General features: G+C 69.7%; 13 protein-coding genes. 3 read left to right on the forward strand and 10 right to left on the reverse strand.

Annotation, left to right across the window (positions count from 1 at the left end; all coding sequences use genetic code 11):
* Window positions 1–10 precede the first annotated feature (10 nt).
* The 5 genes from J8M50_RS32160 to J8M50_RS32185 all read right to left on the reverse strand — a co-directional run bounded on the left by J8M50_RS32160 (window position 11) and on the right by J8M50_RS32185 (window position 3,943).
* Window positions 11–403: an SH3 domain-containing protein gene (locus tag J8M50_RS32160; RefSeq protein ID WP_010353547.1), complete on the reverse strand. Its 393-nt coding sequence runs from the start codon at window positions 401–403 to the stop codon at window positions 11–13.
* Between the two features lie 91 nt (window positions 404–494).
* Window positions 495–1,763: an ATP-binding protein gene (locus J8M50_RS32165; RefSeq protein WP_010353546.1), complete on the reverse strand. Its 1,269-nt coding sequence runs from the start codon at window positions 1,761–1,763 to the stop codon at window positions 495–497.
* Window positions 1,760–2,620, reverse strand: a complete 861-nt coding sequence (locus J8M50_RS32170; protein WP_010353545.1) for a hypothetical protein — start codon at window positions 2,618–2,620, stop codon at window positions 1,760–1,762. The genes J8M50_RS32165 and J8M50_RS32170 overlap by 4 nt, the downstream gene beginning before the upstream one ends.
* A gap of 320 nt (window positions 2,621–2,940) precedes the next feature.
* Window positions 2,941–3,111 carry a hypothetical protein gene (locus tag J8M50_RS32180; RefSeq protein ID WP_223786505.1) on the reverse strand — a complete coding sequence of 57 codons (171 nt, stop codon included), beginning with the start codon at window positions 3,109–3,111 and terminating at the stop codon, window positions 2,941–2,943.
* Between the two features lie 325 nt (window positions 3,112–3,436).
* A complete protein-coding gene (locus J8M50_RS32185; RefSeq protein ID WP_010353543.1) occupies window positions 3,437–3,943 on the reverse strand; it encodes a protein-tyrosine phosphatase family protein in 507 nt (168 codons plus the stop codon).
* A 160-nt stretch (window positions 3,944–4,103) separates the two neighbouring features.
* Between J8M50_RS32185 and J8M50_RS32190 the strand changes: the two genes are divergently transcribed.
* Window positions 4,104–4,907, forward strand: coding sequence for a nuclease-related domain-containing protein (locus J8M50_RS32190; protein ID WP_010353542.1), 804 nt, complete (start codon window positions 4,104–4,106; stop codon window positions 4,905–4,907).
* Window positions 4,908–4,933: 26 nt separating this feature from the next.
* Here J8M50_RS32190 and ligD read toward each other — a convergent pair whose 3' ends face one another.
* A complete protein-coding gene (gene ligD / locus J8M50_RS32195) occupies window positions 4,934–5,815 on the reverse strand; it encodes a non-homologous end-joining DNA ligase (protein WP_010353541.1) in 882 nt (293 codons plus the stop codon).
* Between the two features lie 51 nt (window positions 5,816–5,866).
* On the opposite strand from ligD, the gene ku reads away from it, so the two are divergent.
* The gene (ku, locus tag J8M50_RS32200) at window positions 5,867–6,775 is read left to right on the forward strand and encodes a non-homologous end joining protein Ku (RefSeq protein WP_440986327.1); all 909 of its coding nucleotides are present in this window, start codon (window positions 5,867–5,869) and stop codon (window positions 6,773–6,775) included.
* Between the two features lie 235 nt (window positions 6,776–7,010).
* Here the strand turns inward: ku and J8M50_RS32205 are convergent, their stop codons facing one another.
* The 3 genes from J8M50_RS32205 to J8M50_RS32215 form a co-directional block, all read right to left on the reverse strand.
* The gene (locus tag J8M50_RS32205) at window positions 7,011–7,475 is read right to left on the reverse strand and encodes a hypothetical protein (protein WP_010353537.1); all 465 of its coding nucleotides are present in this window, start codon (window positions 7,473–7,475) and stop codon (window positions 7,011–7,013) included.
* Between the two features lie 344 nt (window positions 7,476–7,819).
* Window positions 7,820–8,023 (reverse strand): DUF397 domain-containing protein, encoded by a 204-nt coding sequence (locus J8M50_RS32210; protein ID WP_010353536.1) that lies wholly within the window; start codon window positions 8,021–8,023, stop codon window positions 7,820–7,822.
* A complete protein-coding gene (locus J8M50_RS32215; protein WP_029183828.1) occupies window positions 8,020–8,904 on the reverse strand; it encodes a helix-turn-helix domain-containing protein in 885 nt (294 codons plus the stop codon). The genes J8M50_RS32210 and J8M50_RS32215 overlap by 4 nt, the downstream gene beginning before the upstream one ends.
* 179 nt (window positions 8,905–9,083) lie before the next feature.
* On the opposite strand from J8M50_RS32215, the gene J8M50_RS32220 reads away from it, so the two are divergent.
* Window positions 9,084–9,728, forward strand: a complete 645-nt coding sequence (locus J8M50_RS32220; RefSeq protein WP_010353534.1) for an ATP-binding protein — start codon at window positions 9,084–9,086, stop codon at window positions 9,726–9,728.
* A 195-nt stretch (window positions 9,729–9,923) separates the two neighbouring features.
* Here the strand turns inward: J8M50_RS32220 and J8M50_RS32225 are convergent, their stop codons facing one another.
* Window positions 9,924–13,052, reverse strand: a complete 3,129-nt coding sequence (locus J8M50_RS32225; RefSeq protein ID WP_010353533.1) for a DNRLRE domain-containing protein — start codon at window positions 13,050–13,052, stop codon at window positions 9,924–9,926.
* Window positions 13,053–13,305: the final 253 nt, after the last annotated feature.

The following is a 13,305-nucleotide window of genomic DNA, read 5'->3' on the forward strand; positions in this document are numbered from 1 at the left end:
GGGCCCGGTCTTAGCACCAGCGCGGCGCCGGGCCGATGTTGTCGATGTAGCGCGCGGCACCCCAGGCCCAGGTGCCGTCGGTGAGCAGGTACCACAGGGGGTTGCCCTGGATGGACTGGCCGGAGGTCTTGCAGAAGATCGTCACCACCTCACCCTGGGGAGCTACGCGGATGACCGCGCTGCCCCGGTTCGGCGCGCTGCGCAGCACGAGTCCGCCGTTCGCCGTCACGACGCCCTGGTACAGGCGCGGGTTGTCGTGGTGGTGGTGACCACCTTGCCCCCAGTTGTCCCGGGGGCCGCCGCCGTCCCAGTCGTCGTTCGCGGCGGCCGGTACGACGGCGGCGGCGAGCGCGAGGGCGGCGGTGGCACCGGCTATGCCGAGGCGGGTGAGGGTGGAGCGCATGGCGGTTCCTCCGGGAGAGGGGCGGGTCCGGCCCAGGCCGGGTATTAGCGGACTAACGCCACGGTAGGGGTGAAAAGGGGTGGACTGCCTTTCAGGTTGCGCCAGTCGGGGACGGCCCCGACGGCAGCGTCAGCGTCGCGACGGCCCCGCCGGCCGGCGCGTTCCCGAACGCGAGCCGCGCGCCCAGCGCCCCCGCCTGTCCCACCGCGATCGTCAGCCCCAGCCCGTGCCCGCGCGCGCCGCCCTCCGTACGGAACCGCTGGGGCCCGTGCAGCACCAGGTACTCCGGGTAGCCCCCGCCGTGGTCCCGGACCGTCACCACCGGCCCGTCCACCGTCACCACCACCGGCTCCGAACCGTGCTGGTGCGCGTTCGACACGAGGTTGCCGAGCACCCGCTCCAGCCGCCGCCGGTCCGTCTCCACGACCCGGTCCTCGACGACGACGACCTCCGCCGACCCGCCCGACGCCGCCGTGACCCGGCGCGCCAGGGCCCCCAACTCGACCTCGCCGACGTCCAGTTGTTCCCTGCCGGTGTCCAGGCGGGAGATCTCCAGGAGGTCCTCCGTGAGCGTCCGCAGCGCGGCGACCCGGTCGCGGACCAGCTCCGTCGGGCGGCCCGGCGGCAGCAGTTCCGCCGCCGCGTGCAGGCCCGTCAGCGGGGTGCGCAGCTCGTGCGCGACGTCCGCCGTGAAGCGCTGCTCGCTCAGTAGCTTGCCCTGGAGCGAGGCCGCCATCCGGTCCAGCGCGGCGGCCACGGCGGCGACCTCGTCCTGCCGCGACTCCTTCGCGAGCGGGTCGTCGACCCGGGCGTCCAGGTCGCCCGCGCTGATCCGGCGCGCGACCTGCGCGGTCGCCTGGAGGCGCCGGGTCACCCTCGCCACCGCCACCGCGCCGACCAGCAGTGTCACGCCGATCGCCAGGCCCGACGACCACAGGATCGCGTTGTCCAACGCCTCGATCGTGCGCGCCTGTTGGCCGTACTCGACGGCCACCGCCAGCGCCTTGCCGCCGGCCGCCGGGCCCGCCGCCCACATCAGCGGGCGGCCCCGGTAGTCCGCGACCATCGTGCCGCGCTCGCCCGCCGCCGCCAGCGCCTTCAGCTCCTTCGGGAGCCCGTCGGGGTCCACGCTCGCGTTCGGCGCCAGCGCGTCGCCCGCCTCGTACGCGTCCGTCGCGTCCGCGAGTTTCGACAGCGCGACGTCCCTCGACTGGCCGACCGTCTGGTTCGTCACCTGGACGTGCACGAGGACGCCGAGCATCGTCGCCAGCGCGCAGCACATCACCGTGATGAACGCCGCGGCCTTGAAGGCGAGGGTGCGGGTCCAGCGGGGGTTGCGGATGAGGCGCGGGGGGCTCATGCGGGGCTCGTGGGACTAGGGGGGTACGGGTAGTACGGGACCGGCGCCAAGGTCGGGAGGGGAGCCTCGTACATGTCGTCGTCGTACGCCCCGGGTACTACGTACGCGACCCCCGCCCCGGTCGTCGTCGCCGACGGCAGTGGCTGTGGGGTCGCGGAGGGCATGCCGTGCCGCTTTCCGCTCGGCTCGCGTCTGCCGTCCGTGCGGAGCATCTCGTCGTGGGTCAGGAGCATCGCCTTCTGCTCCGCGTCCCAGGTCCACTGGAGGCGGTACTCGTAGTCCGCGAGGTCCGAGGGGGAACGGATGATCACCGACCGGCCGGCCAGCTCCACCGCGCTGACCGCGTCCTCCCAGGCCATCACCTGCACGAGGCGGTGCGACTCCACGGTGTAGACGCGTACGGCGGTGAGGTCGCCGGGGCTCAGCCGGAACCCGAGCGTGAGGTCGGGCTTCCCGTCGCCGGTGAGGTCCCGGTAGTAGGGCTGTAGTACGGGGCACGCGCCCTTGCCGGCCGTCCCGCACGCGCTCATCAGCCGGTTGGTATCACGGTAGGGGGCCTTCGCTCCCGCGTAGTCGCTCGGGTCGGAGTCGATCTCCGCCCGTACGACCGTGACCGGGTTCACCCGGCGGATGTCGTCCCCCGGTACGGTCACCCCCTGGACCACGTGGGTCTCCGCCTCGTCCAGATCCCATGCCGGGCTCGACGCGGGCTTGATCTGCGGCCACAGCCGCTCCGGACTGTTCGCCGTCGAGGTCGGCCCCGCCCCACGCAGCCCACCGGCATCACCGCACCCCACAGCCGCCGCCCCCACCAGGGCGACGACGAGTACGAGACGAAGACGCCGGGCGAGACTCAAGGGACTCCTGCATGCCGCACTGAACACTGATCCCGTTCACCCTATTCGTACGGAAGTCCTTTTTGCGTACTGGACTGGACCAAGGGTTGGGCAAGAGGGGAGGCGAAGGAGGGGCGCGGCAGGATGGAGGTATGGGCGAAGGGGCTGGCGAGTATGTGATCGCTGCGGTGCGGGACAGCGCCGAAGCGGCCGAGGTGCGCGGTGGCTCGTTGGGCTTGTCCGCGGATGCGGCTGCGGATGTCGCCCGTCAGGTCGAGCACGGGCCGATCACCGAGGAGGAGATCCGCGCTGTGCGGGATCGGCTACGTCATGGACCGTGCTCAGTCCTTCACTCCGCAGCGCCGGGCGAGAGTCTTGAGGCGTTCCAACTCCCGTTTCGCCGCGTCGGCATGGGCGAGGTCGAGGGCCGATTCCGCTCGCGCGGTGATGTAGAGGACGTCTTCACGGGTCGCCGTGTCGAGACCGGGGGTGCCACGGAACCGGCGTCCCAACACCCGCAGTAGGAGTCCGACGTGATCGAGGGGGAGCCCAAGTCGGGTCGGCCTTCTGGACTCTGTCGGGCATCTCCGCGAACTGCCTTCGGGCCCAGGTGAATTCGCCGTCCTCGGTGGCCTCCAGCAGGGAGTTGAGGGCCTCGCGGACTTGTGGATCGTCCCCGGTCGAGGCCGCCAGGTACCCGGCCCGCACGTCGTACGCCTTTCTCGACTCGGCGTCCTGGAACACCTCGTACGCGTCTGTCGAACCCGCACCCTCCGATGATCGAACCGTTCGTCAGCCCCCGGCGGAAAGGCCGTGCTGAAACGATTACTCAGTTCTTCATTCGGCCAGCTCCTCCAGTAATCGGGCGGTCGACAGGCCCGCCAGCAGGTACTCGACGAACAGTTCGTTGTGCAGCGCCCACGGCGAGCGGTGGGCGCGGATCAGGCGGATCGCCTCCTCCGCGCCGTAGCCCCGGCGTTCCAGCGCGTGGGCGACGACCAGGCCGGAGCGGTTGTAGCCGTGGTAGCACCGCACTAATACCCGGCGCCCTTCGTCGAGTGCCTCGCTCGCCGCTCGGGCGAGGCGGATGACGCCGGCGAGCTGGGTGCCGTCCAGGGGGCCGTCGGGGATGTCCCAGATGTGGTGCTCGATGCCCGCGTCGGGGCCGTACCCCGGTAACCGCAGCAGCGTCTGCACCAGGTCGAACTGATCGCGTACGACGGCCCGTTCCACATGCCCGGAACGGCCCCGGAACTCGTGTCCGCCCATCCACAGCCCGGGCACGATCTCGTTCCACGGACTGTCGGGGGCGGGTACATCGGGCTGCTTCCTGCGGGTCCGCAACAACGCCTCCCCAACGCGCGCTCGCAAGGAGTACCTCGGAGGTATTACGGGACGTGTGCATAGAGATCTGCCACTGGCCTGCCCAACTCGCGCCAAAGGTAACCGCCTTCTTGCCCCTGGCGTACCGGTCCTGTTCCCATGGTCCCTGGGGTGATGGCGCATGACCGCACTGCGCGTCGTACCGGCCTGGCGTCACGGCCAGGAGCGGCTCTACGTCTGTCTGGCCGACGGAAGGAACATCGCCTGGTACGACCGTGAGGCCGCCAGGGTCAACCTGCTGAGTGACGACCGTAGAACTGAAGTACTGGACGCGCTGGCCCCCTTCCTCACCGGCCCGGTGACGGTCGGCCCGCCCCCCGTACCCACCCCCGCCGAACTGGCCCTCCTCGCCCTCCACCCCGACGACGACCTCGCCCCCAACCGCCCCGGCGAGGCCCTGCTGATCGCCCTCGACCGGACCCCGTCGGCAGGCTCGCGCCTGCGTCCCGACCCCCGCCGCCGGGCCCTCGCCGCCGAGCAGGCGGTCGGCGACGCGCTCGACGCCCTCGACGGCGCCGGCTGGCACACCCTCCACTCGGTCCCCCTGCCCGGCGGCGACCGCCTCCACCACCTCGCGATCGGCCCCGGCGGGCTGTACGCCGTGCACTCCCTGTACGCCCGCAAGCAGCGCGTCCTCGTCGCCGACCCGCACATCACCCTGGGCCGCCGCGACGCCCAGCCCCTCCTGCGCCGGGTCCGCGCGGACGCTGCGCGGGCGTCGTACGCCCTGACCGCAGAGGTACGCCCCGTACTCGCCCTCGTCGGCGCGACCGAGGTCCGGGTCACGGCTCCCCTGCGAGAGGTACGGGTACTACGGGACGACGCGTTGCCCGAGCTGGGGCGGCAGGGCGGGGTGCTGAAGCCGGCGGATGTGGAGGCGCTGCACGCGATGGCCCGGGACCGGGGGACGTGGGGGAGGGTATGACGTACCTGAGGTGTACGACTGGGGAGCTACCCCTCAGGTAGTCGTCCTGCCCGGCTCGCCTCGAACAGCGGTGCCAGCAGGTCCCCGTACTCCTCCACCCTCCGTACGACGTCCCCCGCGCGGAACACGAGGTCGTCCCGGCACCGAGCCACCTCCTCCCAGCTCACCGGCGTGGAGGCCGTCGCCTCCGGGCGGGCGCGGAGGGTGTACGGGGTGGCCGTCGTCTTGCGGGCCGCGTTCTGGCTCCAGTCGACGAAGACCTTGCCGGGGCGCAGGGCGCGGGTCATGCGGTGGACGGCGAGGTCGGGGAGGGCGGCCTCCGCCTCGACGGCGAGCTGTCTGGCGTACGTACTCACCTGATCGGGTGACGCGTCGCGGACCGGCGCGAGGAGGTGCAGGCCCTTCGCGCCGGACGTCTTCGCGTACGCCTCGATGCCGTCTGTCGCGAGCCGGTCCCGTAGCCACAGGGCGACCCGGCAGCACTCGGCGATGCCCGCCGGCGCGCCCGGGTCGAGGTCCAGGACCAGGCGGTCGGCGCGGTCGGGGCGGGTCACCGTCCACTGGTGCGTGTGGAACTCGGCGACCAGGTTCGCCGCCCAGATCAGGCTCGGCAGGTCCTGCACGACGACCATCCGTGCGGCCCCGTCCGACCGTGTGACCTGCGCTTTCGTGACCCACTCGGGGGTGCCCGGCGGGACGTTCTTCGTGAAGAAGACCTGGCCCGCCGCGCCGTCCGGGTAGCGCAGGAACGAGACGGCGCGGTCCCGCAGGTGCGGCAGCAGGACGTCCGCGATCGTCGCGTAGTAGTGCAGCACCTCGCCCTTCGTGAAGCCGTCCGCCGGGTACAGCACCTTGTCCAGGTTGCCGATCGTGAGCCGCCGCCCGGCCACGGAGGTGATTGGCGTCATACGATAAGAATCACGCAAAGCGGTGCGAAACGGGATGGAAGGATGCCGAACGTGCGATCCATATGGAACGGCGCCATCTCCTTCGGCCTGGTCAGCATCCCGATCAAGCTGGTCAACGCGACCGAGAGCCACTCCGTCTCCTTCCGGCAGATCCACGCCGAGGACGGGGGTCGGATCCGGTACCGCAAGGTCTGCGAGCTGGAGGACCGGGAGGTCGCCACTGCGGAGATCGGGAAGGGGTACGAGGAGGCCGACGGGACGATCGTCCCCATCACCGACGACGACCTCGCCCACCTGCCGCTTCCCACCGCCCGCACGATCGAGATCGTCGCCTTCGTGCCGGCCGACCGGATCGATCCGCTTCAGATGGATACGGCGTACTACCTCGCCGCGTCCGGCGTGCCCGCCGCCAAGCCGTACACCTTGCTGCGGGAGGCGCTCAAGCGCAGCAACAAGGTCGCCGTCGCCAAGTACGCGCTCCGGGGGCGGGAACGTCTCGGCATGCTGCGGGTCGTCGGGGACGCCATCGCCATGCACGGGTTGCTGTGGCCGGACGAGGTCCGCGTGCCCGAAGGCGTCGCGCCCGAGACGGAAGTCACCATCCGTAAGGAGGAGTTGGACCTTGCGGACGTTCTGATGGACACGCTGGGGGAGGTCGACCTCGATGACCTCCACGACGAGTACCGCGAGGCGCTGGAGCAGTTGATCGCCGTGAAATCCTCCGGCGAGCCCCCGTCCGAGACCCCTGCAACTCCCGCTTCCGCCAAGGTTCTTGACCTCATGGCGGCGCTGGAGAAGAGCGTGAACGCGGCGAAGGCGTCGCGCGGGGAGGAGGCGGAGGCGGATGCGGGCGCGGAGGTCAAGCAACTCCCGGCCCGCAAGAAGGCGGTGGCGAAGAAGACGGCGCCGAAGAAGAGAACGCCCGCGAAGAAGACGACCACCCGGAAACGGACGGCGTGATCACATCACGGACGACTGCCCTCCGCACCGGAAACCTTCTTGCGCCCCCACACGAGGCACCCCCACCGGACCAGAACGCCCACCCCCAGCGAGACGATCACGGCACCCCAGTCGATGACGTGCGGCAGCCCTGGAAAGAACGCGAAGAAAGCCACCCCGACCACAACTCCCGCAACGAACCCACCCACTCCAACCCGCCGCAACCAGACACCCTGCCGCTCGCTCACAACACCCCTCATTTCGTGATGTGGTGACACTGACTCACCCGCCGCACTCCACCGACATACAGATGCGCGCACGCCCTGCCGTAACGCGGCAGCGTCTGAGGGGAGTTGTTCCGCATGGGGTCGATCTTGCACTCACTGTGCGTAACACCGCGTGAGGTTCGGTAGACCTTGTTGTCCGTGTCGGAATACGTGAAGTCGATCCGCCAATTACAGAACCCACTGCTGAGCGCCCCGACAAACGCGCAGTCCACCCCGGCGTTCTGATACGTGATCCTCCGCCCGCTCCCCTTGATCGCATGCGTGAACATGCACCCGGTCGGCACCTTCACGGTCATCCCGCCCACGCTGTACTCGAAGGTCCGCACCGGGGCCGTCCCCACGGCCGTGGCATGGGCCGACCCTGGCAGGCCCAGGGCGAGCACACCCCCTGCGGCGAGCCCGGCGACAACCCGCACGACACGTTCCCTGACCACGACACCCCTCCCGTCGAATATTCCGCCCGCATTTACCAGGCGGCCGTCCAGGACAACCGGCACAGATCGAAAGCGGTTACAGGAACAGCCGCGAAGTCACCGCACCGAGCGAGCGCGAACCACGAACCACGCACCCCCGGGCGGGAGTTCACCGCCCAGCAGGGGTGGGCCGGTCACCTCGTCCGTCGCGAGGCCGTACGGGGTGTCGAAGGCCCGGCGTACGGCTGTCGCGGCCTCCCCGATCTCCGTCGTCCGCAGGACCAGTTCACGCAGGGAGCGCAGGACGGCTACGAAAGGGACCGAGGGTTGGTCTCGCCGTGCAGCCAGGTGTCCAGGGGGTGGGGTCAGTTCAGGTGAGTGATGAAGGCGCGCCAGGTGTGAGGGGTGAAGGTGAGGACAGGGCCGGTGGGGGTCTTGCTGTCGCGGACCGGGGTGAGGGTGGGGAGGTTCGTGGCGACCTCGACGCACTCGTTGTTTCCGCCGCTGTAGGTACTGCTGCGCCACATCGCGCCCGACAGATCCGGCGTGCTGTGGCGTGTGTTGCTCATGCTCTGTGCTCCTTGGCCCTGCGTCGAATGATGGCGCGGGATTCCACCGGAGAGAGCGCGGACGTGCGAGCGGCGTCGAACAGATCTTGGTAGCGGGTGACTTCCGCCTCCCGCTCCAGCCACATGGAGCCGGTCGGGTTGTCCGCCAGCACCACGTCGAGCGCTGCCTCCTCAGGGAAACCCAGCACAACGTACGGGCCGAACATACTCGCGTGCGCTCCGCGCGAGAAAGGCAGGACCTGGATCGTCACGTTCGGATGTTCGGAGACGGTCAGGAGGTGCTCCAACTGCCCCTGCATCGCCTGGGGCCCGCCGACCTGCTGGAGGAGGACGGCTTCCGACAGTACGGCCCACAGGTTCAAGGGGGAGTCACCGGTGAGCCGTTCCTGGCGGGCGAGGCGGACCTGGACGAACTTCTCGATCTCGTCCGCGGTCTGCCACTGGCGTGAGGCCACTGTCACGGCACGGATGTACTCCGGGGTCTGGAGCAGGCCGGGAACGAGCTGCGCCTGGAACGTGCGGATCTCGCCCGCCATGGCTTCCAGGGCGATGTAGTCGCGGTAGGTGTCGGCCAGTACCGAACCGTACTGGTTCCACCACCCCTGCCTGCGGCGACGGTTGGCCTTGCGGGCCAACGAGCTGAGCCGGTCGCGGAGTTCGGGGTCCGTGGCCTGGTACGCGTGCAGCATCGCGATCAGGTCCGGGAGACGAACCGCCACCCGGCCGTTCTCGATACGGCTGATCTTCCCCTTGGTGCAGTCGAGGGCGTCGGCCGCCTGAGTGGTGGTCATTCCCGCGTCCTCGCGCAACCGGCGTAGCTCATCACCGAGTTGGCGGCCGAGCACGGTGGAGGGGTTGGGGGAGGTGGTCTTCGCAAGCATGGCAACACCTTTAGCAGAGACCCGAGTTCGGCGTGGTGCGTTAACTCGAAAGGTGGAACATCGGGCCCATCTTATTCGGCAACGTTGCAGATTCGAGTGGTGCACCTCCATGCTGCTGGTGATGGACACGGACGTCCTCCTTGAGGACGCCGGTCGAAAGCCGACCTTCAGGGAGCGTCATGGCAGAGAGTCCGGACCCGAACGAAGTCACCTTCCGCATGTCCCGCACGACCCGCACCGTCCCCCGATCCCGAGCCGCCCTCCACGCCGTGCTCAGTGACTGGCGTGTCGGTCAAGACGTCCTGGAGACAGCCGAGTTGGTGCTCTCCGAGCTGGTCACCAACGCGCTGCGGGCGAAGGCACCGTGGGACCGGCAGGTCGGTGTGAGGATTGCGCGGCTGTCGGCCGACGGACTGCTGCGGCTGGAGGTCAGCGACGCGGGCTCAGGCAGGCCCGAGGTCCAGCAGCCCGGCGACGAAGAGACCTGCGGGCGTGGCCTGTTGCTCGTGGACGCGTTGGCCCACCGCTGGGGAGTCGCCGAGCGGGAAGGCGGTATCGGCAAGACCGTCTGGGCCGAGGTGAAGGCGTCGGACATCGTGGCCGAGCCCGAGGGCAGGGAGGTCGCGGCGGTCACGGTGCGGGTCGGGCAGTACGTACGGGTGTGGGGGCGGTGGCACGCCGTTCGTACGGTGCGTACGGAGCCGTTCGCCACCGGCGGGCTCGCCGTGCTGCTGGGGCTGGACGACGGTCCGGCGCTGCGCGTGCGCGCGGACGAGCCGTTCATGGTCCGGGACGGCGGCGTGCCTTCCGCGCGGGAGGAGTGAGGAGCGGGCCGCTTCCCGCTCCCGCGCGGCCGTAGAAGAACTCACCGCCACTCGACCGCCGACGACGAACGCCCCGCACTCTCCCCGGCCACCTACACCTCACCACGAGTGAGACCCGGCCGAACCACCCTCCCGACTCGGGCCACGACAAAGGCCCGGCCACCCCGAAAGGCAGCCGAGCCCAGTCACTCGCCCTCAGCCCAGCGCCCTCACCGTCCGCCAGTCCAACGGCTGCACCACCTTCACCGGCGCATTCGTGTTCGCCTGCGACGGGTAGTACACCTTCACCTGACCGTCCGCCCCGAACCGCGCCCAGATATCCGGCACCCCGTCCTTGTTGACGTCGGGTATGCCCAGCGCCGTCGAGACGTTGGCCTCCGTCCAGCTCGTCCCGTACGCCACATCCCCGTTCAGCGAGGCCGCCGCTGTTTTCAGGGAGTCCAGCGCGACACTCCCCGCCACCGACCCCGGCTTGCCGTGACGGACGTACATGTTGCCGTTGTCCAGGTTCCGCCAGAGCAGGTCAGGCACGTCGTCCGCGTTGATGTCCGCGATGTTGACGATGTCCCGGCGAGCCCAGGCATCCGCGTTCATCAGCGTCGCCGTCTGGAACTTGCCGCCGGTGTAACCGGAGAGGACCCAGTACGTCAGCCCCGAGCGCAGCGCGATGTCAGGGAGCCCGTCGCCGGTGATGTCGCCGATCGCCTTGAGCTGGATCCAGGTGGAGGGGGCCGGGGCGTTGGAGGGGAGGAAGATCTTCAGGCGTTTGCCTACGTCGAAGCTGCCGTATCCGTCCCCGGGGTAGAGCCAGAACCCCCCGTCGGGCGTCACCGCGAAGAGGTCCGTGACCCCGTCTCCCGGGTACGCGTCCGCGTAATGCGTGATCAACGCGGCCTTGCCGGTCGACGCGTTGTACCAGTGCCCCGCAGGGTTCAGCGTCCCGTCCGACGTGTACGCCGCGTCGAGGCACTCATTCAACTCACCCCCCTCATCCCCCACACAGTTGATCAGCTTCCCGTCCGCATCCACGACGAGCAGGTCGGGAAGCGCGTCCCCGGTGGTGTCGCCAGGTGCGTCGCCGATGTCCCGCGGCGGCAGGTAGAAGGTGTAGTTCGTCGTCTTGCTGGGGTTCCCGACGGAGTCGTACGCGATGACGTTGAGCGTGTTGGGCCCCGCGTGCTTCGGCGTCAGGTCGGGGACCGTCGACACGCCCGCCGTCGGCGTCGGCGCGTCCTTCCAGTTCAGGCCGTCCACCGCGTAACGGAACTTCGCCGCGCCGGACGACGTGAACGTCACCGCGCCCGGCTTGCCGAACTTCACCGTCGCCCAGGTCGCCCCGTCGTCGGTGGCCGCGAGGAACACCTCGCTGTCCACGTCCGGCGGCGGCGGAGCCGAACCGTCCACGGTGAGCGTGCAGTTGCCGCTGGCCGGGTAGTACGCGGAGCGCCCGTCACCGGAGTCCTCCGCGCGCACGTTCCAGTAGTAGACGCCCTTGTCGACGAGCGAGCTCGACGGGATCGTCAGCGTCGCCTTGCCGGACGCCACCGTCACCAGCGTCCCCGCCGGCACCGCCGCGTCCTTCTTCCAGAACCGGAACCGCAGCGCCGACAAGTTGCCGTCCGGGTCGGTGGACTTCGCCGAGAGGACGACGTTCGTCTTGCCGATCGTCCGGCCCGCCGCAGCGGTGCTGCACGTGCCGCCGGGCGCGCTGGACACGCTCGAAGGGACGGCCGGGTCACGGTTGTAGGTGACATTCATCTCCGCGGACGTCGCCTTGAACTTCCGCCACGTCTGCGTGTCGCTCTCGCTGGTCGCGCGCATCCCGAAGGTGATGTTGGACCAGCCCTTGTCGGCACCCGTCTGCGCGGCCGTCCGGACGTTGAACTCCTCATAGTCGTCAGGGCAGTCCGCCGACGACCAGCCGTGCGCGAACGACTTCCGCTGGATCTCGTCCGACCAACTCGGCTGCTTGTTCCAGGTCGTTCCCGACGAGATCGACCCCGTCAGCCAGAACTGGAACTCCCGCTTCGTGCACGACCAGGAGTGGTTGTTCAGCACCGTGAACGTCGCCTTGCTGACCGACGCGCCCTTCAACGAGGTGCTGTAGTTCATCCGCCAGAACGAACGCGCCGTACCGTTCGTGTCGTTCTCCCGCCCGACCCGCGCATCCGAGGTCCCCGAGCTGAAGTTGGTCCCGTTCCAGAAGCTGGAGTTCGGGTACGGCTTGTACGCCACCGTCCAGGCCAGCCACCCCGAGTTGAGCGGCGGGTCGACGAAGAGCGGGAAGCGTACGGCGGGGTCGTCGAGCAACCCCGTGTCGGCAACGCGGAGTTCGAGCCGCGCGTCCCGCGTCCCGTCCCCGGCCAGCCGCACCGGCGTCGGCGCCTGCCGCGCACCGGGCTCGATCCCGCTCAGCCCCGACAGTTTCAGGACATCGGCGGGGGACGCCACGGACGTACGAGCGACCTCGCCGACCGGCAACTCGGGGTCACGCCCGCTGGAGTCCCACGCGAACGGCGTCGGAATCGACCCGACTTCGCGGCGCGAGGCGTCCAGCACGAGGACTCGGCCCGCGCCGGCGTCGTAACGGAAGGAAGCTGTAGGCGACTTCAAGCCGTACGACACCGTCGCGAGCGACGCGGCCGACGTACGGCCCTTCACGATCAGGAGCTGCGCGAGCCCGCCCTCCTCACGCGCGACGAGCAACAGGTCGACGCCGGGCAGGACTTCGGAGTACAGCGCACGCGGCCCGTCGAGCACGGGCTCGGGCAGCGCGCCCGGCCAGGTGTAAGTGACGGTGTGCCCCGCGAGAACGGTCTCGGCGAGGAAGGAATCGACGCCGGTCAGCGGCTGACGTGCGTACGAACGGTCAGCCCGCGAACTCCCCATAGCCGATCCCGCCGAGAACCGCACCGGCACCACCGGATTCACCGGCCGCACCCCGTCCCCGACCACCCGCAGCCGGTTGTCGACCGCAGCCCACTTCCCCTGCGCATTCCGAGCCCGCACAGGCAACGCGTTGATCCGCGTCCGCAACCCCCCACCCGGCTGAGCCCACGTCATCTCCGTGGCAGTGGTCGCCGTATCGACGACCACCTCCTTACCGGTACGCCGGGCCTCGGCCGCAGCGGCGTTCTCGTCGCGAGGCCCGGTGCCGGCGGGGCGTGCGTCAACAGGCGTACGGGCAGCGGGAGTCGACGGCTCCGACCCCTGCCACCAGGGCAGCAGTGCGGCGGTCAGCGCGGCCAGCACCAGGCCGAGGGTGAGGGTGAGCCGGGTGCGCGTGCGCACGAAGGGGCTGAGAAAGCGGGGCGGCGCGGACACAGCGGTCTACTCCCGTGTGGTCCAGGCGGACATGGGCGCGCACACGATCACACGGTTCCCATGGATCGTCCACATATGAAGATTTTATAAAGCTGTGATGAAGGCTTGAAAAGACCCTTACCGCGCTCTTACGTGCCAGCCGTGCGTCGATCTGGCTGGAAATCTCCTGTGACGGACATCTCAAGGGGACCCCATCCGTCCACTTCGACCGGCTTGATCCCTGCGCGGTTCATGTCAGAAGGTGCCGAGCACA

It is taken from the genome of Streptomyces acidiscabies (genome assembly GCF_020010905.1).
GTDB classification, from domain to species: Bacteria; Actinomycetota; Actinomycetes; order Streptomycetales; family Streptomycetaceae; genus Streptomyces; species Streptomyces acidiscabies.